General features: G+C 47.3%; 9 protein-coding genes, 2 pseudogenes and 1 CRISPR repeat array. Of the genes and pseudogenes, 3 read left to right on the forward strand and 8 right to left on the reverse strand.

All coding sequences use genetic code 11. The features are described from left to right. Nucleotides 1-85: 85 nt before the first annotated feature. The 3 genes and pseudogenes from rlmN to LAY41_RS25035 form a co-directional block, all read right to left on the reverse strand. A pseudogene (gene rlmN / locus LAY41_RS25025) lies at nucleotides 86-700 on the reverse strand (23S rRNA (adenine(2503)-C(2))-methyltransferase RlmN); the annotation flags it as partial. A gap of 107 nt (nucleotides 701-807) precedes the next feature. Continuing rightward, entirely contained in the window at nucleotides 808-2,523 is a 1,716-nt protein-coding gene (gene ltrA, locus LAY41_RS25030) for a group II intron reverse transcriptase/maturase (RefSeq protein ID WP_249104031.1), read from the reverse strand. Between the two features lie 587 nt (nucleotides 2,524-3,110). Continuing rightward, nucleotides 3,111-3,560, reverse strand: a pseudogene (locus LAY41_RS25035) (dual-specificity RNA methyltransferase RlmN); the annotation flags it as partial. A gap of 133 nt (nucleotides 3,561-3,693) precedes the next feature. On the opposite strand from LAY41_RS25035, the gene LAY41_RS25040 reads away from it, so the two are divergent. Further along, complete coding sequence (locus LAY41_RS25040; protein ID WP_249104035.1) at nucleotides 3,694-3,954, forward strand: hypothetical protein; 261 nt, start codon at nucleotides 3,694-3,696, stop codon at nucleotides 3,952-3,954. A 506-nt stretch (nucleotides 3,955-4,460) separates the two neighbouring features. After that, nucleotides 4,461-7,187: a CRISPR direct-repeat array (repeat unit 36 nt; unit sequence GTCGCGATCGACTACTCCCCGCAAGGGGATGGAAAC). 22 nt (nucleotides 7,188-7,209) lie between these two features. Here the strand turns inward: LAY41_RS25040 and LAY41_RS25045 are convergent. Both LAY41_RS25045 and pyk read right to left on the reverse strand, forming a co-directional pair. Next, the gene (locus tag LAY41_RS25045; protein WP_249104036.1) at nucleotides 7,210-12,141 is read right to left on the reverse strand and encodes a PAS domain S-box protein; all 4,932 of its coding nucleotides are present in this window, start codon (nucleotides 12,139-12,141) and stop codon (nucleotides 7,210-7,212) included. Nucleotides 12,142-12,438: 297 nt separating this feature from the next. Beyond that, nucleotides 12,439-14,232 (reverse strand): pyruvate kinase, encoded by a 1,794-nt coding sequence (pyk, locus tag LAY41_RS25050; protein ID WP_249104039.1) that lies wholly within the window; start codon nucleotides 14,230-14,232, stop codon nucleotides 12,439-12,441. A 333-nt stretch (nucleotides 14,233-14,565) separates the two neighbouring features. Here pyk and crtR point away from each other — a divergent pair, with 333 nt between their 5' ends. Next, nucleotides 14,566-15,474: a beta-carotene hydroxylase gene (gene crtR, locus LAY41_RS25055; RefSeq protein WP_249104041.1), complete on the forward strand. Its 909-nt coding sequence runs from the start codon at nucleotides 14,566-14,568 to the stop codon at nucleotides 15,472-15,474. A 474-nt stretch (nucleotides 15,475-15,948) separates the two neighbouring features. On the opposite strand, the gene LAY41_RS25060 is transcribed toward crtR, so the two are convergent. The 3 genes from LAY41_RS25060 to LAY41_RS25070 form a co-directional block, all read right to left on the reverse strand. Then, entirely contained in the window at nucleotides 15,949-16,389 is a 441-nt protein-coding gene (locus tag LAY41_RS25060; protein ID WP_249104045.1) for a retroviral-like aspartic protease family protein, read from the reverse strand. A gap of 193 nt (nucleotides 16,390-16,582) precedes the next feature. After that, complete coding sequence (rtcA, locus tag LAY41_RS25065) at nucleotides 16,583-17,647, reverse strand: RNA 3'-terminal phosphate cyclase (protein WP_249104049.1); 1,065 nt, start codon at nucleotides 17,645-17,647, stop codon at nucleotides 16,583-16,585. A gap of 139 nt (nucleotides 17,648-17,786) precedes the next feature. Continuing rightward, nucleotides 17,787-19,142, reverse strand: a complete 1,356-nt coding sequence (locus LAY41_RS25070; RefSeq protein WP_249104051.1) for an FAD-binding oxidoreductase — start codon at nucleotides 19,140-19,142, stop codon at nucleotides 17,787-17,789. A gap of 421 nt (nucleotides 19,143-19,563) precedes the next feature. Here LAY41_RS25070 and LAY41_RS25075 point away from each other — a divergent pair, with 421 nt between their 5' ends. After that, the gene (locus LAY41_RS25075; protein WP_249104055.1) at nucleotides 19,564-22,242 is read left to right on the forward strand and encodes a bifunctional diguanylate cyclase/phosphodiesterase; all 2,679 of its coding nucleotides are present in this window, start codon (nucleotides 19,564-19,566) and stop codon (nucleotides 22,240-22,242) included. The last annotated feature ends 86 nt before the right edge of the window (nucleotides 22,243-22,328 follow it).

Genomic DNA, 22,328 nt, shown 5'->3' on the forward strand with positions numbered 1-22,328 from the left:
GCGGGTTTAGCCCACACATCTCATTACCAACAGAATATTTTACAAAACCCGCCCCTACTGATTTTTGACTTTTGACTTTTGACTTTTAACTTTTGACTTTTGACTGTCGCAATTGTCCGCAAGCTGCATCAGCTTCCAATCCCCGCGAATAACGCACGCTAACGGCAATTTTTCGCTTTTTCAGGGCAGTAACAAAAGCTTGAATGCGTTTCGTACTGGGGCGTTGATAGTCGGCTTCCTGGATGGGATTGTAAGGAATTAGATTAACGTGACTTTGGAAACCTTGTACCTGTGAGGCTAGTTCTTCAGCGTGTTCTGGCAGGTCATTGACTCCAGCTAGGAGAATGTATTCAAATGTTACTCTGCGACGAGTTTGCTCGACATATTCCCGACATTCTGCTAGCAAAGCTTTCAAGGGATAGTTTTTGGCGGTGGGAATCATGCTTTCCCGCAGAGTTTGATTGGAAGCGTGCAGGCTAACTGCTAAAGTGACTTGCAGTTGATATTGAGCCAGTTGCCGAATGCGATCGCGTATCCCTACAGTGGAGAGAGTGATCGATCGCTGTCCGATACCCACATCTTCATTGAGCGATTTAATAGCTCCGACTACATTTTCCATATTTAATAAAGGTTCGCCCATACCCATGAAGACAATATGGCTGACGCGCCGTTTAAAGTCTTCTTGAACAGTCAAAACCTGTTAGAGTCGATAGAGGTATTTCTACCCCTACCTCTCCTTCAGAACCGGACATGAGACTTTCACCTCATCCGGCTCCTCAATAACTCCATCCAAGTTATGGATACGATTCAAAACGGGTTATCTTCGTAGCTCTTGTGGAGGGAGCCGTCTGAATCCGTCTTTGTGTCATGACAGTGTTTGTGTAGAAGCCTGAGATTGTCATAGGTGTCTTTTCCACCTAATGATATTGGTTTGTCATGGTCAGCTTCTACCATGTCTGTAGTTGTGAAGTACAGACCACAGTGGGTACATTTACCCTGTTGCCTCTTGAGTAATTTTGCAGCTCTGCTAGGCGTTTGGGGGTATTCTCCACGTCGCTTGCTCCAATAAATCCAGTCACCGTTGTACGGACTAGCTTCGCCTTTCACTTTGACGTGCCTTACTATTGGCGTCGCCTGATGTTGGGTTAACACTAATCCATCCTCTGTACTGAAACACCAATTCTGGTCGCCTACTGTTCGCCAGTATTTGTCCTTATTGATGTCACCTTTTCCCCTACTCCTAACCCAGGCTCTTAACTTGTTCCACATCAGATTATCTACCTTTGAAAAGGTTTCTTTGCTGACTACTGTTGAGTAATAGTTTGACCATCCCCGGATGATTGGATTCAGCTTGCTAATTAGGGCAGCTTGAGGGGCTGTCTTATGAGTATCTATTACCTCAGCAATCTTTGCTAGGTGGGTTTTTACCTTGGCTTTGTCGGGGGTGATTAAGGTTTTAAAACCTAGTGGGGTTCCACTACCGTTTTTGGCACATCGATAGTTTCCTACTTTGTGCTGTTGAATGTGAAACCCTAGAAACTCAAACCCAACGTTTCCTTCGTATTCGCTGTAGGTATGGGTTAATTTTGTCTTACTTAGTTTTAATTCCAGTCCGATGTCACTTAACCAGTCTGCGATTATTTTCTGGCAGGTTTGTACTACGTTGATGTCCTCGTGCATTATCACAAAGTCATCTGCGTATCGAATTAAGCTCAGGGCTTTTCGGTTTTTTTCCTTATTACCCTTTAACGTTTCTGCGTATTGCTTAACCCGTTCTTCCAGACCATGTAAGGCAATGTTGGCCAGTAGCGGTGAAATTACTCCGCCTTGTGGTGTACCCTCATTGGTAGGGAATAACTCTCCCTGGTCAACTATCCCGGCTTTGAGCCAAGCTTTGAGCTGCCTTCTCATTGTCGGGAATGTGTTGACCTTTCTTAGTAGCGCTTCATGGTTTATGCGGTCAAAGCATTTGGCAATATCAGCGTCCAAAACGTATTTTGCTTTAAGACTGATACTTCCAAATATTGCTCCAATTGCATCGTGACACGAACGTCCTGGTCTAAAGCCGTAACTGTTTGGCTCAAAGCGAGCCTCCCATTCTGGCTCTAACGTTAGCTTGACTAACGCTTGCAATGCCCGGTCGTGTATTGTCGGTATTCCTAACGGTCGTTTCTCGTCTGTTCCTGGTTTGGGAATCATTACCCTACGGGCGGGTTTTGATTTACCAGTGATTCTCAGGTTGTTTACTAAGGTGATACGCTGCTTCGGGGTTAGTGTTTTCACGCCATCCACACCAGCCGTGTTCTTACCTTGGTTGTCCTGGGTGACTCGTCTAACCGCAATACACTTTGCAGACCAAGACCTAATCAAGGTCTTTTGAAGTTTACGAACTGCTTTAACATCGCCACGTTCACTCGCTTGGAAAATTCGCTTTTGCAACTTGAACGTCAATCTCTCGGCTTTTCGCCAGTTGATTTGGTTCCATTCCACCGTCAGATTATTCTGCGTTTTAGACTTATTCATTGCTACTTATCTCTTTCCCTTTGGAGTTATCGTGTATCCGTCTGCATATCCTTGCCATTACAGCAAGGCATTCGCTTCTGATACAATCCCTCCCCTACATACCGTTCGTTAGCTACTTACTGGATTTTCGACCTTCCAGAGATATGTAGGGGTTACTTCGTTCCGATTACACATGATTGAATCTTTAGCGTGATGCTATCCACCGGGTTTATTGGGCGGTGCTGATAAGTCAGTAGATCAACCGCTTATGCCCTATCCTTGCCTTTTGGCTTGGTGTTAACCAAGTTTTTCCTTGATTTAGCCATTTCACCATCGAAATTTACGGTGGTTCGGACACATCTTTGCTTTCGCTACGCATGGATTCTTGCTCGACAGTTACCGGATTCGGCTACCAGTATTTCTGCCTTTTACCCCCGCTTTATCCTGTTGGTTGCTATCCATCAAAATAGGGGATATGCTTTTTCCTCTGCACTTGAGGACTAGGACTAAGGGAGTAACCCCGCACCTAGAGGTGTAATCAGTTGTCACCAGTCTCATCGACTGGGCTAACCGTCCCGCAAGCCTTTCGGCTTACTTTAGGCTAAACGAATCGCACGATCTATAATTTCATGGCGGGCCAGATTGCGGGTGAAACCTCCCTTCCCAGTAGCGCAGAAGTCGCAAGCCATCGGACAACCGACTTGGGAAGAGACGCAAACGGTGAGGCGCTTTTCTGTAGGAATGCCAACGGTTTCGATAATTTGACCGTCTGCGAGTCGCAAAAGATATTTAATTGTGTCATCTGGGGCGACAGAGCGATGGTGTAGGGCCGATCGGCCAATAGGCACATCTGCTTGAGCTTCCCGCCACTGTTTGGGAAATACAGAGATTTCGCCGATACTTTTGGCACCTTGTTGATAAATCCACTGGTACAGCTGGCGTCCCCTGTATGCCGGTTGTCCCCGCTGCTGCACCCACTCCGTTAATTGTGCCAAACTTGCCCCCAGAAGAGAAGTGGGAGAGTAGGGAAGTGGGAAAGTGGGGAAGTGGGGGAGAATTTCCCCAGACTTGAGATTATTGCCTTTTGGGGCCGATCGCTTACTTAGTTTACTCTGTACCATAATTCCTGCCAAAACACGCCCAACCTCTAGGCTAACTGTTTTGGCAGTACACCAGGGGGTTCATCAACAGTTGGCTATTACATATAGAGCAGTAGGAGACATCGATAAGTCAATCTCCCACCTCCAAACAAGCTTGCAGATTTTTGAGGAAGTCGGCAGTCAAGCTAATATAGCGATGGCTTTGTTGGAATTGGCTAAATCTAACCTCCACACTAACCGCGCATCCAACGAAGCAATCCAAAATTACCTACTGCGTGCTGGAAAAATTTGTCAGGAACTACAGCTACCACAAGTACAAGAAATACAACAATTGCAATTAAATTTAACATAATTTTAAATTACAGCGTTTCGCGCTGTTACTTCATTAGACCTCTCCAGAAATTAAAGGTGCGTTAGCTGAAACCCTTGTAGAGACGTTGCATGCAACGTCTCTACATTCTTTGAAAGGAGATGTCTATTGTTTGAGTACATCTCTTGACAAGGAGTAAAGGGTGAGTTATGTTTTAAAGGAATCGATGCGATCTCTCATATCCAATCGACTCAGTAAAAGAAGTCAGTTCAACGCTGCGTCGTTGAGCCAAACAGAACCTGGAAAACTAAATAAACTACTTAGCGCGTTTGATTAAGTTTCCTACGACCCCTATCAATATTAAATTTTCCGAGGGGGTCATCAAACGCTGGAAAACTCCATTCTGTCGTTGACCCGCTCGGTGTCTTGCTATATAAGGGTTTCAACCATTTTTGGTGGGTTCGTTAGGTCGCTAGCAAGCATCCTGATTAAACCCCCTCGGAAATTGCACCCAGAACCTAGACAGGGTAAGGCTTTGTAACTAAGGGGTCGCGATCGACTACTCCCCGCAAGGGGATGGAAACGTTATTCAAGCGTCTTAAATATAGTTTGTTAGTGATGTCGCGATCGACTACTCCCCGCAAGGGGATGGAAACAATCAAACCTAGTCCAACACTAACACCTAAAGTAGTTGTCGCGATCGACTACTCCCCGCAAGGGGATGGAAACCTATCATGGGTAAGTACAGAGGCAGCTACATTATAGAGTGTCGCGATCGACTACTCCCCGCAAGGGGATGGAAACCTGAAAAAGATTTGCCGTTCTTTATTCCAGAAATAGGTCGCGATCGACTACTCCCCGCAAGGGGATGGAAACAACGTGACTTATTCTTCTGTTTGTGTTGTTGCAGAGTCGCGATCGACTACTCCCCGCAAGGGGATGGAAACGGAGCAATACACTTCGGCTGAGTTTCCCAATTAAAGGTCGCGATCGACTACTCCCCGCAAGGGGATGGAAACTGATTCTGTTAGCATTTGTTATAATTATTATGCCGTCGCGATCGACTACTCCCCGCAAGGGGATGGAAACTTTCCCAGAGAAAAGCTTTCCAAACATCCAAGTTGTCGCGATCGACTACTCCCCGCAAGGGGATGGAAACTTACAACGAAAATGTTTGGCAGGTAGAAAATCTTAAGTCGCGATCGACTACTCCCCGCAAGGGGATGGAAACCAGTTATAGCAATCCCAGCCCATACGGTCTTCACCGTCGCGATCGACTACTCCCCGCAAGGGGATGGAAACTCTTCTAGAAGATGATTATGACTTTCGGCCAGAGCGTCGCGATCGACTACTCCCCGCAAGGGGATGGAAACTTTGCTTTATTCAAGATGACTATTCCTTCGATTGCGTCGCGATCGACTACTCCCCGCAAGGGGATGGAAACCCTAAATTAATTAGGGTAATCAGTTCTTCTTGATGGTCGCGATCGACTACTCCCCGCAAGGGGATGGAAACCAACTAAATAATATTTGCAAGGGTCTGAATAATTAAGTCGCGATCGACTACTCCCCGCAAGGGGATGGAAACAAACTTCTTGAACCTGAAACTAAGATTATTTCTGGAGGTCGCGATCGACTACTCCCCGCAAGGGGATGGAAACAACCCGATGCTCATGGACCGGTACCTTTCGCTGAAAGTCGCGATCGACTACTCCCCGCAAGGGGATGGAAACATTAGAGTCGTACGCTCCAATCCAAGCCGCAACACCCCCAGTCGCGATCGACTACTCCCCGCAAGGGGATGGAAACTTTGGACGCGCCGCAGCACCGAGAAAATTTTGAAAAAAGTCGCGATCGACTACTCCCCGCAAGGGGATGGAAACAGAACATATGGTAAAGTCGTTTGAGTTTGATCTTGGTCGCGATCGACTACTCCCCGCAAGGGGATGGAAACTTTGATTGTGACTTCTTTATTTAAAATTAGGCTAGCTAGTCGCGATCGACTACTCCCCGCAAGGGGATGGAAACTTTCTTCAGCTTTTTTAGTCTGCATCTCGATGAAAAAGTCGCGATCGACTACTCCCCGCAAGGGGATGGAAACGACAATTAATTATTAATTATTTCAACAAATTGGATTTGTCGCGATCGACTACTCCCCGCAAGGGGATGGAAACGATCTAAGGACTTTTGACCCGAAAGTTCTTTGGAATAACAGTCGCGATCGACTACTCCCCGCAAGGGGATGGAAACGGCGATAAAAGCAAAATGTTTGTGGTTCGTCATTTGTCGCGATCGACTACTCCCCGCAAGGGGATGGAAACGGAGCACACGTCTCCAACGTGCACTAAACTCAAAATGTCGCGATCGACTACTCCCCGCAAGGGGATGGAAACGTTGCAGCTAATATGAAATGGACTCTTACATTTGTTTTCAGTCGCGATCGACTACTCCCCGCAAGGGGATGGAAACGAAAGTCACCGTCAGCTGAACTGCTAAGCGGTAAATTGTCGCGATCGACTACTCCCCGCAAGGGGATGGAAACCATAAACACCATACTTAGCGGCGGATGCATTGCCAGTCGCGATCGACTACTCCCCGCAAGGGGATGGAAACAATAGCCAATATCAAGATTTGTATTTTTTAAACAAATGTCGCGATCGACTACTCCCCGCAAGGGGATGGAAACTTTCGCTCCAAAGGGCCGATGTGACCAGAAGGCTCTAGTCGCGATCGACTACTCCCCGCAAGGGGATGGAAACTGTTTGCAGGAGTTTTTCCCAGTTTTTCTATAAAAGTCGCGATCGACTACTCCCCGCAAGGGGATGGAAACAGTATTTAAAAAAGCGGAGTGTATCAAAGTTTTAAAAACGTCGCGATCGACTACTCCCCGCAAGGGGATGGAAACAAAACTTGCAAACTTGCTATTCAATTCCTCCCAACTGTCGCGATCGACTACTCCCCGCAAGGGGATGGAAACAACTTTCCAGGGCCGCGTCCGACGATTCGATTAAGGGTCGCGATCGACTACTCCCCGCAAGGGGATGGAAACTTTATTCATCGCGATTAACAATCGGACAAACAAATCTTTGGGATGTCGCGAGCGACTACTCCCCGCAAGGGGATGGAAACAGAAGGTGGCATCTGGCGCTTACGTAAAAATGGTTCCCGTCGCGATCGACTACTCCCCGCAAGGGGATGGAAACCCTTCTATCAGCCTATCCAGTTCTTCCACGCCTAAAAGTCGCGATCGACTACTCCCCGCAAGGGGATGGAAACACAACAAACTTTTATTGTCTGGTTAATTTTTAGCTTTTTCCAAGAGTGGTAGATTTACCGTAAAAGTCGCCCCCTGTCCCTCACCGAGACTGTAGGCAATCACAGTACCGCCATGCAATTCTACGAGATTGCGGACGATCGCTAAACCCAAACCGAGTCCAGTCTGCGATCGCGTCAGTGTGCTGTTGGCATTTTGCTTGTTGCTAGTATTCTCTTGACGAAAGCGATCGAACACAAAAGGCATAAACTTAGGACTAATGCCTTTGCCTGTGTCGCTTACCGTAATTTGGGCATTGGGAATTGGCAATTCTTTCTCATTCCCCATTCCCCATTCCCCATTCCCCAATTCCAATCGAATTTCCACCCGTCCGCCTTTCGGAGTAAACTTGATCGCATTGCAGAGCAAGTTCCACACGATTTGCTGTAAGCGATCGCTATCACCCGCAATTTGTCCCACAGGATCGAGGTCATAGTTCAGCTCAATACCTTTAGCCTCAGCTGTCGGTCGTACCGTATCGAGAGCAGCCATAATGACAGGGATGGGGTCAATCGGACAGAGATCGAGTTGGAGTTTGCCCCGAATAATGCGCGAAACATCCAGCAAGTCAGAAACCATTTGAGTTTGCAAACGGGCATTGCGCTCGATCGTTTCCAAGGCACGTTCTGTCATAGTAGCGTTAACTTTTCCAGCCCTTAGCAAACTCACCCAGCCCAGGATAGCGTGTAGGGGCGTTCGGAGTTCGTGAGAGAGGATGGCCAGAAATTCGTCTTTGAGGCGGTTGGCTTCTTGGGCTTCCAGATGCGTTCTGGAGTTATCTACTGCTAGGGCGGCGCGAGTAGCTAACTCCTCCGCCAAGGTCAGATCTTCGCTAGTGTAGTGGCGTCCTGATTCCCCAAAAGCAAAGCCCAAAGCCCCCAGAATTCGGCCTTGAGTAACCAACGGCACGATCGCAGCAGACCGGGGTTTTAATGCTTTAAACAGCTGGAGTTGTTCGGGATCGATCGCACTCTCCTGGAGTATGACATCGGGAATTTCAGGATAGAAAGCTGGCTTACCTGTGCGTAAAACTTCTACTACTGGGTGCGATCGATCCGAGTCAAGTCCAGAATTGCTTTGTAGTTGCAGGAGCAGTTTTTCCTTGGTTGGGTCTCTATGGGCGACTGCCAACCGATCGATCGCTCCATCTTCTTTAATAATATAAACGATACACCAGTCAGCAAGGTAAGGCACCGAAAGGCGTGCTAGCTCAGCCAGAGTAGTTTCGTAGTCGAGGGAAGAAGCCAGCACCATGCTAGCCTGGGCGAGGAAAGCAAATCGCCGCTGTTGATCTTCTGCCAAGACACGAGCTGCTTGTTCGCGAATCAGTTGGGCGCGTTCTTCTTCAGCTTGTTTGAGTTCGGTAATATCGCGAATAACAATTAGCGCCGATTCTATTGCACCTTCTTTGTTCAACTCTGGAACTAAGCGAGATTGATAGGCACGCAATCCCAGCACCGTGGGGCTCTCAAATTCAATCGTTTGTTGGATACCACTTTCAAAAACTTGATGCAGCGTCCTCTCCCAAAGCAGAGATAAATCTTCTGGCGAACCCATTTCTCGGAAAGTCTTGCCGATGAAGTTTTGGGTGGGCGTTCCTGTTAACTTTTCCACGATTGGATTTACATACAAGTAACGCATTTCTTTGTCGCAGCGGAGAATGAGATCGGGTGTATTTTCAACTAAAGTTTTGAATTGTTGTTTGCGGCGGTGCAGTGCCTCTTCTGAACGCTTGCGATCGGTGATATCCCGCTCTATAGCGATCCAGTGCGTGTACCACCCTGTTTCGTCACCCACGGGAACAACGCTGAGTTCAACCCAGAATTGGGAGCCATCTTTGCGGTAGTTAATTAATTCAACTACCGATGGTTGCCAGTTTTCCAAAGCTGTCCGAAGTTTGTTTAAGGCAGTGCGATCGCTCTTCGGGCCCTGCAAAATTCGCGGCGTTTTGCCCAGCACTTCCTGCTGAGTGTAGCCCGTCATGCGGGTGAAGGCATCGTTAACGTAAATAATTCGAGGCCCTGGCTCCTCAATCGGCGCAGCTTCGGTAATGACAACTGCGTCATTGGCGTTGACTACCACCGATTCTAATAGCCGCAGCCTCTCAAAAGCTTGTACGCGATCGGTAATGTCCTGAACTAAAGCGACAAAATAATCAATTGACCTGTCCGCACGACGGACGCATTGGACGGCGATGGTGGCATGAATTATCCCACCATCTTTGCGGATAAACCGCTTGTCCATTGAATAGCTTTCGCTTTTGCCCGCCAAAATTACGTTGAAATACTCGATGTCCGCCGCTAAATCATCGGGATGAGTTAAATCAACCCAAGTCATCTCGCTCAGTTCTTGTCGGGAATAGCCAAAAATATCGCACAATTTGTCATTTACTTGCAGCCAACCTTTTTCCAGCGATGTGATGGCGATACCGATGAGAGGCAGTTCAAAGTAGCTGCGGAAACGTTGTTCGCTTTGCCGCAAAGCTTGCTTTTCTATCTCTAATTCGGCAATATTTTCTTGCAGCAGCGTATTGGCTTCTGCTAGATCGGCAGTGCGTTGGGCCACTAAAATTTCTAATTCGGAAGCGAACTTTTGCAGCGCCGCTTCTGCTTGCTTGCGATCGGTAATATCTTCTGCAATCCCAGCGATGCGATAAACTTTTCCTGACTCGTCTTTAATAGGAAAACCCCGATCCCATATCCACCGAAGCGTTCCATCAGGCTGAACGATTCGATATTCAGTTTCTGTTCGATCTCCTTGTATGTGTCTCGCTGTGAGAGATTGCACGAACTCGCGCTCGTCCGGGTGGATGGCCTCCAAAAAAGATTTAGGTCGATCGTACAAACTATGACAAGTGCGGCCCCATATTTGTTCGTAAGCAGGACTGATGTACAGAATCCGATCCTTTTCGGGTTCAGACAACCAGAAAATCTCGTGAATGTGTTCTGCCAGTTGGCGGAAGCGTTGCTCGGATTCTTGCAAAAACAAGAGCGTTGTTTGCAATTCTTGCTGACGAACTTGTACTTCCTTCGCTAACACTGCCAAGTTTTCAGTCGCAGATCCCAACTCCCGCTGAAGTATTTCTCTTGTTCGCTTCATAGCAATCAGATTGCCCACCCGCGCCTTCAGTTCTTCAACTGAAAAAGGTTTCATCACATAGTCTTGTGCTACTTCTCGCAACAGCTGCACGCGCAACTCGTCGTCAGCTTTGGCAGTCAGCAGCACAATTGGCACAGCATCGAGTTCCGGGTGCAGACGTATCTCCCGCACCAGTTCTTCGCCACTCATTTCGGGCATCATCATGTCGGTGAGAATCAAGTCGGGACGCAACTCAATCGCCAATTCCAGTGCTGTTCGCCCGTTAAAAGCTGTTACTGCTCTATATTCAGGTGTCAGCGTCTGTGTGATAAACCGATTCATTTCTGGATTATCTTCGACTACCAGTATTAGTGGGGGTTCGGAAGAAGGGGATAGAGGAAGAGGGAAAAAATCATCCCGATCCGTAATTTCCTCTACTTGCAGTTCTGCGAGTATTTGGCGGGCGAGTTCATTATTGATATTTTCCTTATCAATGGGAGTTTGTAAGCTAACACCTGCTGGTGCTAGCAACGGCAGTTCTACAGTAAACTTTGCTCCTCCCAAGGCTGAGTCATCAACTGCTAGAGTACCGCCGTGCAACTCAATAAATTCCTTGACAATAGCTAATCCCAGTCCAGTGCTGCCAAAGTTACGACTCATCCCCCGTTCTTCTTGGCGGAAAGGCTCGAAAATAACTTCTCGTAACTCTGGTGGCACACCAGGGCCACTGTCTTCAACGATGATGGTGACGCGAAGGGGGAGTGGGGGAATGGGGGAATTATTATGTACATTTTCTCCCGTTCTCCCGTTCTCCCGCTCTCCCGTTCTCCCGCTCTCCCGTTCTGCACTCTCCCCTGCTTCTCTCTGAATTTGCAGAATGCACCCGATCGTGCCACCATTAGGAGTAAATTTGAAAGCGTTGGAAAACAGATTGAAGCATATACGCTGCAACTTCTCAGGATCGACCTGTGCGGGCAGGGATTGGGGCCCTTCAACTGCAAATGAAATCTGTAAATCTTCGGCTAGCGTTTCAAAGTGAGCGGCAGTGAGTCGTACAAGTTCCGCTAAATCTACTTGAGCGTAGCTGACACCCATTTTGCCTGCTTCTAACTTAGAAACATCAAGCAAATCGTTAACCTGTTTGAGCAAGGTTTGGGCGTTGCGACGCACTACTTTTAAGTCATGGCGATGTTCCCGATCGAGCTGTTCGGAGGCCAGCAATTTTTCTGTTGGCCCCAGGATCAAGGCCAGGGGCGTTCGCAGTTCGTGACTGACGTTAGCGAAAAACTGGCTTTTGAGGCGATCGAGTTCTTGAAGTTGGCGTGCTACTGTCTCCAGTTCAAGGTTAGCAGCTTCCAGTTTCAGTTTTCGCTCTTGAGAAACTTTAGCCGCTTCCACAAGTGCCAGCACTTGCGGAACCAGCGACGGCAATACCGCAGCTGTTGTCACAGATACAACTGCCGTCATTAACTTCAATTCTCCCGATAACCAATAGGTCGGCGTCCACAGCGTCCACACTTCCATAAAGTGGGTACCGCCACAGGCGATAATAAATGTTCCAAACAAGAGAAACATCCAGTGGAACGGGATATCTTGATGAGATTTGTAGACTAAATAGGCTAAGGTAGCTGAAATGGCAACATAGGCTCCCCCGATCAGCAGATCGGAAGTAACGTGAAGCGACACCAGTGCCGGTTTCCACAGATAGCAATGTCCGTGGGGAATAAAATCCTTCGCAACTAATAAATTTTTCAACACCCCCGGCCACAGTACCATTAGCGCTAATGCTACTGCCAATACTCCTATGCCATATCCTGTCTTGGGATGATGTATTTTCATCTATTCTTTTTAACGCCTTTTATCCAAAATTTTTAGTATGGGAAGAACGGATAATGAAGAGCCGTTACTGCTGGTCTATTTCTAGTTTAAAATATATATCTGAGTGCTATATATTTTTGATTTTAAAACTTAAAACTGCTGCGCCCTTAGAAACCCGGTTTCTCTGTACCTCACTCACCTTCCAAGCGCTGTAATTTGGGAAGGGCTCCGCATTCCGGTGATAATCTGTCGCCTCACACATCAGTTTTCGCCCGGAATGCGGAGCTACTACATAATCTTGTAGCGCTCCGGGAGTAGCTAAATCGTCACAGTAGCATCCGTCTGAGTAGTTGCCATCGCACCGGAGTAAACCAGACCCCGCTGCATATCCAGGGTGAGAATTGCCCCATCGCGAATGCTCTGAGTGGCATTCTTGACACCGACAATTACCGGCACGCCCAGACGTAAGCCTACGATCGCAGCATGAGAAGTTAAACTCTCCTCCTCGGTAATAACCCCAGCCGCCTTGCGAATTGCATCTAGAAACTCAACACTGGTGCGGGGTGCCACTAAAATTTCGCCCTGATTGAAATTGCTGATATCCACAGCATTATGAGCCACTCGCGCCCGACCGCTGACGGAACCCGATCCTAAGCCGGTTCCCTTGCCCAGCACAGCGGTTACCACCTCAACTTTAATCAAATCCGTGGAGCCTGCAACCCCCTGGAGAGTACCGGCAGTCATTACCACCAAATCTCCCTGAGAAAGCAGACCCCTTTCTTGGGCAACGTTAAGGGCGGCTTGAAAGGTTTGACTGGTTGAAGCTAACTCCAACATCAACAGAGGTTTGACGCCCCATACCATTTGGAGTTGCCGCGCCACATCAACGTGGGGAGTAACGGCGAGGATAGGTGTTTTCGGTCGGAATTTAGACACATTCCGAGCAGTGGCACCTGTTTTTGTCAAGCTCATAATCGCAGCAGCTCCCAGTTGCTCGGAAATTTGGCTGACTGCTTGACTGATGGCGTTGGGTATTGAGCGACCGCTGTTTGTGACTGTGTGAGCGATCGTTTGTTTTGCCTGTTCTTGCTCAATTCTGATGGCAATGCGAGCCATTGTAGCTACTGCTTCTACTGGGTATTTGCCGACTGCTGTTTCGTTGGAAAGCATGACGGCATCTGTTCCGTCGAGAATGGCATTGGCTACATCAGAAATCTCGGCACGGGTGGGTCGGGGGTTGTTAGCCATGCTATCCAACATCTGGGTAGCGGTAATGATGGGAATTCCCAGATGGTTGGCTAAGACAATCAGGCGCTTTTGCAGGATGGGTACGTCTTCGGCGGGTAGTTCGACTCCTAAGTCGCCTCTGGCTATCATGACGCCATCGCATAAGGCAAGAATGGCTTCCATTTGCTCGATCGCTTCGTGTTTTTCTATTTTGGCAATCACCGGCACTCGTTTACCGGCACTGGAAATAAGTTCTTTTATTTCCAGTACGTCTTGGGGATTGCGGACAAAGCTCAGTGCTACCCAGTCTACGCCTTGGTCTAGACCAAATACGAGGTCTTTACGGTCTTTGTCGGTTAATGCTCTGATGGATAGGTAGACGCCTGGGAAGTTGACGCCTTTGCTGTTGGAAAGTGTTCCGCCTACAACGATGCGACAGTGCAATTCTTCGGTGATGCGGTCTACTTTCTCCACAACCATTTCGACTTTACCATCGTCGAGAAGAATAGTTGCCCCTGCAGGAACTTCGGCTGCTAGACGATCGTAGGTGACGGAGCTGATTTCCTCGGTGCCTTTGATTTGGCGGTTGGTCAAAATAAAGCTAGCGCCTTTTTTAACTTCGATCGAGCCGTTTTCAAATTGCCCCAGTCTAATTTTCGGGCCTTGCAGGTCTTGCAGTATGCCAACCGGCTGATTCAGCTCGAAGGAAGTCTGCCTGATTAGGCGGATATTGCGCTGGTGTTGGTCATGTGTTCCGTGAGAGAAGTTCAGTCGCAAGGTGGTAGCACCAGCTTCAATCAAAGCCTTCAGGACTTCTGGGCTGCTACAGGCTGGGCCAATGGTGGCGACTATTTTTGTTCGACGCAGGGAATTTCGCAGTTGCATGGATAATTTTGGGGCTAGGGCTAGGGGCTAGGGGAATTTTAGATTTTAGATTTTAGATTTTATTTCAATTTAAAATCTGAAATCTCAAATCTGAAATCTGAAATAAAATGGCTAGGGGCTAGGGGCTAGGGGCTAGAGTTGAGAAAAAGGGCTAAGGAAGAATATACACTAGCCTCTTTGCCCCCTCCCCTAACCCCTTTTCCCTCTTGTGCCTTTTTTCTTTTGAATGAGTGAATGAGTGACTTTTCCTAGCAAGTAACTAAACAAAACTTTATTGTTACAGTGTCCGTATCGTATACTACGCGATGGATGTTAACAGGAGTAAAGATACTGATGTCGGAGGCACAGAGGCCGCTGACAGTACCTAAAGAGTTATTGGGTCCTCCCGGCGATTTTAATCCTACGCTACTTATGTTTGTAGCCGCTGTTGTTATGGTCATACTTTCAACCTGCGGTTACTGGCTTTGGAATTGGCCGCATCCCTGCTGCTTTTTGACTAATGTCATTGCTTTGCACATGGCAGGGACGGTGATTCACGATGCTTCTCACAATGCTGCTCATCGCGATCGCGTCGCTAATGCTATTTTGGGACACGGTAGTGCCCTCATGTTGGGCTTCGCCTTTCCCGTGTTTACGCGGGTTCATATGCAGCACCACGTCCATGTCAACGATCCAGAAAATGACCCGGATCATTTTGTTTCGACTGGTGGCCCACTCTGGCTGATTGCAGCGAGGTTTTTCTATCACGAGGTGTTTTTCTTTAAGCGGCGTTTGTGGCGCAAGTATGAGCTGCTGGAATGGTTTTTGAGCCGGTTGTTTGTCGCTTCGATTGTCTATATTGCCTGTCAATATGACTTTTTGGGCTATATTCTCAATTTTTGGTTTTCACCGGCATTGGTGGTGGGGCTAGCATTGGGCTTGTTTTTTGATTATTTGCCGCACCGACCATTTCAGGAACGCGATCGCTGGAAAAATGCCCGTGTCTATCCCAGTCCTATTCTCAATGTCTTGATTCTCGGACAAAATTATCACTTAATTCATCATTTGTGGCCTTCGATTCCCTGGTATAATTACCAGCCCGCTTATCGTGCCACTCAGCCGCTTTTGGATGAGAAAGGCTGTCACCAATCTCTGGGACTGCTGCAAGGAAAAGATTTTTGGAGTTTTGTTTATGACATTTTTCTAGGCATTCGTTTTCACGGTACCAAAGAGTCAAAAAAACAGATGGAAGAAACGTCTTAGTCAAGGGTAGGATGGGAGCAACTATCCCAAGTGCGATCGCGCTATAGCTTATCAAAAAGTGCGATCGCTTTTGATATTACAAAAAAACTTTTGTGTTAGCCTAATTCCAAGGCTCCAAGTTTACAGCGGTTTTCAGGTGAGTGATATCGTCAAATTGTCTGTTGTCATCGTTGGTTAAATTTTTACCGCAGATGAAGACAGATGAACGCAGATGAACGCAGATAAGAATGAGCGCACGATTTTTTTAGGTATAGCAACCGCTCTCGTCGGTTAGGGCAACTCCAACTCTTACCTCTGGTTCATAATCCCTTACGGAGTAAGCTTTTCCCTCTTCCCTCTTCCCTCTTCCCTCTTCCCTAGCCCCTAGCCCCTAGCCCCTAGCCCCTAGCTATAACCCATGCGTAAGGACATGATATGAGGTACAGAGAAACCCGGTTTCTGGGGTGTATTTCATGCAACTGAAACCCCCTATAACTAAATTCTTAGATAACTAGCTGTCGGACTCAAAGGCAAAAGAATAAGCCTTTGATTTTGCAAATCCAGTTCAATACCTAACGCCTCCAAGGGAATTACTCCCAGCAATGGAGATGAGCCTCCCGGCAATTCTAAACATTCAAACGTTCCTTCTCGTCCCATTAAAGAAATTTTGGCATCTTCAAAAATGCGTGCCTGACCTATGCCAGTTGCCGTCTCTACAGGCACTTCTTTGAGAAGTTTTAAGCCAAGTTGAGCGATAACATTCTGTGGCAAACACAAAGTGGTAGCGCCAGTGTCTACCAGCACATTTTTCAAGGCGATCGATCGCATTTCGTCTGGCGCGATAAAACCGCGTTCAGCTAGAACTTGGTCAGCATGATTTGCGATCGACAGCGTTGTAGTAATTTTTCCCATTGAGTCCTTGATACTTAACTGCATAATGATATTTCCTCCAGGGATTAATCTAGTCTAACAGACCTGTTGTATCTTGGGCGCTATCTTAAAGAGCGCTGAAGCGCAACAACATACCTAAGTCGTAACCCAACCTTCACTATTAAATATGTGTTCGCGACTCATTTGAAAACTCTATATCTTAAAGAGCGCTGAAGCGCAACAACATACCTAAGAATTATTATGGGCGCTCGTTAGGAGATGATATTAAAGGTGCGATCGCGACAATTTTTTCAGTTTCATCTATATTTATTTCTGCCAAGCCAAACTGCTGAATTACCCAAGCATTTGTCGTTAAATGGGTGCTAATTTCAGCCACGCGATACTGACTTTGTGACGACGCTAAAGCAGATGGTAACAACAATTGATCGGCAAGATGAACATCAACGGGCGCTACTTTTTCATGGAAATTAAGTAACTCCTCACAAGCCATTTCAGCTACTTTTTCAGCAGGAAAATTCTGACGCCCCAAGGCACTAAAGCCAGCTAAACTATTTTTGTATTCAGATGTGAGAAAAATACCCGCTCCCGGTGCAATACCCCGCTCCCGCAGCGCTTTAATATTAACTTGGAGGTTAGCCTCTCGCAAAATATTTTCGGCTCGATGAGCCATTCTGTCTGGAATGTGGGACGGCAGTTTCGTCACCACCGCAACACCCCGCACCTGTCGCAAAGCGCCGCTAGAGAGCAAATTAATCCCCTCCAAGGTATTACCTCCAGTTACCCGCAACACCACCTCTCCGCCACCTTGGGGATACCAACCCCAAGCATTCAGTCTTACGGAAGCTTGCACACCCATCCGACTTGCGATCGGCAAGTAGACTTCCTGGATATAAGTAAGGGGAGGGCTAAAAGGGACGTGAGTTCCCCCTCGCAGCGTTACCTGAGAGTCATCGGCAGCTAGCGCTAAGGGTAATAAGATGGTTTGCAAAACGAGGGTAAGAGCGCCAGCAGAACCGCCTTGCCGCGCCTCCGAGACATCGAAAGTATAGTGTCCCGCCTGCACTTGGCTACCAGGTACAAATTCCAGCATCATCGATCGCAGTGCATCACCGCGCACTTGGGCTTGACAAATTGCCGCCGCTGCCCTTACAGCAGTCAGATGTTGAGCCGCAAGTCCGGGTTTTTTGCGTCCCGCCCGAATGTTTTCGATGCGGATCGTCTCACCAGTAATAGCAGCCAGACTCAGTGAGGTGCGAAGTACCTGTCCGCCACCTTCTCCATAAGAACCATCAATGTGAATCATGGTGGTTGGGGATTGGTGATTGGTGATTGGGTTGAGGTAACGAAACCCAACTCTCGCCAAGGTCAGGGTTGGGTTTCGTTACCTCAACCCAACCTACGAAAGTTACTAATGACTAATGACTAATGACTGATGACTAATGTCATTGCTCCAAACGTACTCGCATTTTACCTGGATTGAGCAGCCCATAAGGATCGACCATTTCCTTAAATTTTAGCTGTTCGATATCAACTTTCTTTCTACCTCCCAATTCCAAAATATAAACGTGGGGATTGGCAATAAAGACGCCCTGTTCTTCGTGATAGCGAATAATTTCGTTGAGGCGTTCTTCTGTGGTGTAGCGAACGAGTTGCAAAGCGCCAGGAATTGCTGTACCGCCTACTCGGAAAAATTCCAGGTGCATCATTACTTCGTCGCCGAAGCGATCGTACATATGCTCAACTAGCTTAAGGCTTTTGTCTGCGGGGAATATGCTTTGCAGGTAAGTTATGGACGGATCGACATTGCGAGCGTGTAAGGTGGTGTGATTCCAGGTAAATTCGGCCAGATGGAAACCTTTACCGGAGTCCTGTGCCAGTTTTTGATAGGTAATTGTGCCGCCGAATTCCTTTACCATATCTTGCAATGGTTCTAGGGAGGTTTCTGCCACCATCAGCAGTGCAGCGTGAGTGCCGTCGGGAATGTATGGGCGTAAAGCGGTAAGATAGCTGGGAATTGGCGATGCTGTGATGCAAATAAGTTTTTTCATCATTCCATCTGCATTCGCCAGGGCTTGTCCAAATCGCGCAGCTGCCATGAAGCTTTCAAAGGTGACGATCGCTTCTGCCCAAGGATAAGCTGGCCCCAGGGGAATCTCTAACTCAGTAATGATGCCGTTGATGCCCCAGGCATGATTTACTTTCTGAACGTCGTCTCCTCGTAAGTCGATCGCACGTGGAGTCTCTTCCAGGGTGACTACTCGTAGGGCGAGCAGATTGCCGCGATCGGCCAGCAGTCCATAGGTAATAGAACCTATACCGCCACTACCACCGGCAATAAAACCTCCAATAGTTGCCGTCCGATACGTCGAGGGTGCCATCCGCATTTCCCAGCCGATTTCTTTGGCTTTTTTATCCAGTTGCGCCAGCTTGACACCAGCTTCTACCCGCGCTACCCCCGGTTTCACCCAGCAGATATTCTGCATTCGGGTCATATCCAAGATGACGCCGCCTTGTAGCGGTACGCATTGCCCGTAGTTGCCAGTACCAGCGCCTCGCACTGTCAGAGGCACCTTGAATTTTACGCAGGCGGCGGCTGCCCGCAACACTTCTGCTTCGTTGGCTGGACGGACAACCAGCTCGCCTGTCTTTCCGGCTAGCTGGGCTTGTAAAATGGGGCTAAAAGTATGGTAATCCTGGGATAATTTAGCTACTTGGATCGGATCGGTAATGATTTCGATTCCTTGCAATGCAGCGGTCAGGGCATCCCAGTCACTAGGTTTAATTGATGTTGCGGTCATGTTATGGTGCTAAGTAATTATACGGTCAAGAATATCAAACGCTTTGCCGTTACGTATATGGGAGTCATTTTTACGGAGAAACTTCCGTTTAAAATTATACTGGCTTTTCTTAAATTTACGTGAATACTCCCAAGCAAAAACAGACAAAAATAGCTAAAAACACAGTCCAAATAGCTTTTATGAGTCTGTAAATGTGACAGGTACGATCGCACGCCAGATCATATAGCAAACATTTGTTTCTTTCTAGAGATTTTAACAAAATCTTAAGTATATTGAATATAATTTAAAGATTTTCGCGGAAAAAATGTAAACTTGTATACATAAACGACGAATTTAAATCTTTGTCGATCGCAACCTGGTTTTTGAACAAATAATTCAGAAGGGAGCATCACAGACCGCTCAAATTAGAAGGTTTATTAGGATGGCGCATAAAAAAAATACAAAAGCACCGGACTTAGGAATAAAGGGAGAGGAAGCCCAGGTTTACGATCGCGAGAGTTTGCTAAATCGGATTGCCACTCGAATTCGCCGCTCGTTAGAGCTGCGAGAAATTTTGACAACTACAGTACAGGAAATCCGCTCATTTTTAGGGACCGATCGCGTAAAAATTTATTTATTTCATGCAGATGGGAGCGGGGAAGTGACTGCTGAGGCTCGTCATGGCGCTCGGCTCCCTTCATTGCTGGGATTGCATTTTCCAGCTGGCGATGTTCCTCCGTATGCCCGTCAGATGTTTGTTAAAGCTCGTCAGCGGGTGATAGTGGATGTGGTTTCTGGGCAGAAAACCGTCAGCCAACTAGATTGCCCCAATACACAAGAAAGCCTAGCTACGGAAGATATTCGCTACAGCCCCGTCGATCCCTGCCACGTAGAATATCTTACCACTATGGGGGTGAATTCTTCCCTGAGCGTGCCGATATTGCACCAAAATCAGCTGTGGGGTTTGTTAGTCTCTCATCATGCGGAGCCAAAAAGCTTTACAGAACGAGATTTAAAAATCGTACAGCTGTTGGTGGATCAAGTGTCGATCGCGATCGCCCAGTCTAATCTGCTTTCGCGCACTCGACAGCAAGCTCAACACGAAGCCGTATGTAACCAAATCAGCCGTCTGCTCCACTCGCCGCTTAACATTACAGAAATTCGGCAAAAAGTACTTGAGCAAACCGTCAAAGCCTTACAGGGTTCTGGTGGTCGGTTGTATATAACAGCAGAGCCGACCGCTCAGCCCGCTCAACTTTACACCTACAGCGAACAGTTGTCTTTGACCTGTATAGAAGAAAGCCCCTTTTGGCAACAAATCATCAATCCTACGAAAGACACCCCCAATACCAACAACGAAAAGAGCTTTGAGTTATTATTTCTAAATCCTGAGTTAAAGAATCTAACCGATCTGCCGCTAAACACTCAAAATTTTCCTTACATCATTGCCGACATCTATCAAGAGTCTCAACTTGAATTTTTAAAACCGGAGCTAGAATCAACTCCTATTCGTTCCTTGCTTGTTGTCCCCCTGCGGTATCAACAACAATGCGTGGGGTGCCTCACGATTTTCCGCAATGAGATTGAAACAGAAACATTATGGGCTGGACGTTTAAATCCAGACGAACGCAACTTGCGACCCCGCAGGTCTTTTGAAGCTTGGCGAGAAATCAAAAAAGGACAAGCCAAAGAGTGGAGTTCCGATGAAATTAAACTCGCTCAAGCTTTGGGAGTTCACCTCTACATGGCGGCGATGCAGAGACGAGTAGAAGATACAATCCGGCATCAAGCTTCCCACGACCTGCTGACGGGTTTGCCGAATCGGTTACTATTTAATGACCGCCTTTCTCTGGCACTAGCAAAAATCCATCAGCGCCGGGAAATGTTGGCTGTGGCGTTTCTCGACTTGGATTTTTTCAAGAATATTAACGATACGCTAGGCCATGCTGTTGGCGATGAGTTGCTGCAAGATGTCGCCAAACGACTGAAACAATGTCTGCGCGAAAGTGACATCGTTGCCCGTTGGGGAGGAGATGAATTTACCATATTGCTATCCCCAATCCAGAGTACAGAGGATGCCGCACAAATTGCCCAGCGATTTCTGGATGTACTGAGCATTCCGTTTAAATTTAGCCAACAGGAACTCAACGTCAAAGCTAGCATAGGAATTGCCCTAGCTCCCTATGATGGTGAAGACGCTGAAACCCTCCTGAAAAATGCCGATGCTGCGATGTATCGCGCTAAGCAACAGGGTCGAAACAATTACCAACTTTATACATCAGCGATCGGCAACAAAGCGTTTGAGCGATTGGTTCTAGAAAACAATCTCTATAAAGCATTAGAACGAGAAGAGTTTCTGTTGCACTACCAACCGCAGATAGACTTAAATACAGGTGAGATTGTAGGGATGGAAGCTTTGATTCGCTGGCAGTCTGCCTCTAGCGGATTAATTCCCCCCGATCGCTTTATTCCCCTAGCAGAAGAAACCGGACTGATCTGCCCGATCGGAGAATGGGTACTCAGAACTGCTTGCGCCCAAAATCGCGCTTGGCAGTTAGCTGGCTTACCGCCCCTACGCATGGCAGTTAATCTTTCAGCTCGTCAGTTCCAGCAACGCAACCTGGTCAAAATAATTGCACAAGTTTTAAAAGAAACAGGGCTAGAACCGGCTTATCTAGAAATAGAAATTACTGAAAGCATTGCGATCCAAGATGTAGACTTTACAATTTCGGTATTGGAGTCGTTACAGAGGATGGGAATTCACATTTCGATGGATGATTTTGGCACGGGCTACTCTTCCTTGTGGACGTTGAAACAATTGCCTTTAGATACGCTGAAAATAGATCGATCGTTTATCCACGGTTTGATGAATCATACAAAGGAAGCGGCAATTATCACGGCAGTCATTGCTTTAGGGCATGGACTAAACTTAAAAGTGATTGCTGAAGGAGTTGAAAAAGCGGAAGAATTAGAATTTTTGCGCGGGGTCAAATGCGATAGCGTACAAGGGTACTTCTTTAGCCCACCCTTACCAGCCGCAAAAGCAACCAAACTCTATATGAGAAAAACCCAATCTAAAGCTGGAAAAAACGACTTTGATGGCAACTATTTGACTTGGTAATGAGGTGTAATTCTTCTCTTATTAATTTTTCATGTTCGATCGGAAGTCATCATAAAAAGGACTTACGCTTTTCTCCCCCCATGCCC

The organism is Argonema galeatum A003/A1, assembly GCF_023333595.1.
GTDB classification, from domain to species: Bacteria; Cyanobacteriota; Cyanobacteriia; order Cyanobacteriales; family Aerosakkonemataceae; genus Argonema; species Argonema galeatum.

Excerpts from the sequence above, each read along its gene's own strand:
- ltrA (WP_249104031.1), bottom strand. The coding sequence starts at position 2,523 with ATGAATAAGTCTAAAACGCAGAATAATCTGACGGTGGAATGGAACCAA.
- LAY41_RS25045 (WP_249104036.1), bottom strand. The coding sequence starts at position 12,141 with ATGAAAATACATCATCCCAAGACAGGATATGGCATAGGAGTATTGGCA.
- pyk (WP_249104039.1), bottom strand. The coding sequence starts at position 14,232 with ATGCAACTGCGAAATTCCCTGCGTCGAACAAAAATAGTCGCCACCATT.
- crtR (WP_249104041.1), top strand. The coding sequence starts at position 14,566 with ATGTCGGAGGCACAGAGGCCGCTGACAGTACCTAAAGAGTTATTGGGT.
- LAY41_RS25060 (WP_249104045.1), bottom strand. The coding sequence starts at position 16,389 with ATGCAGTTAAGTATCAAGGACTCAATGGGAAAAATTACTACAACGCTG.
- rtcA (WP_249104049.1), bottom strand. The coding sequence starts at position 17,647 with ATGATTCACATTGATGGTTCTTATGGAGAAGGTGGCGGACAGGTACTT.
- LAY41_RS25070 (WP_249104051.1), bottom strand. The coding sequence starts at position 19,142 with ATGACCGCAACATCAATTAAACCTAGTGACTGGGATGCCCTGACCGCT.
- LAY41_RS25075 (WP_249104055.1), top strand. The coding sequence starts at position 19,564 with ATGGCGCATAAAAAAAATACAAAAGCACCGGACTTAGGAATAAAGGGA.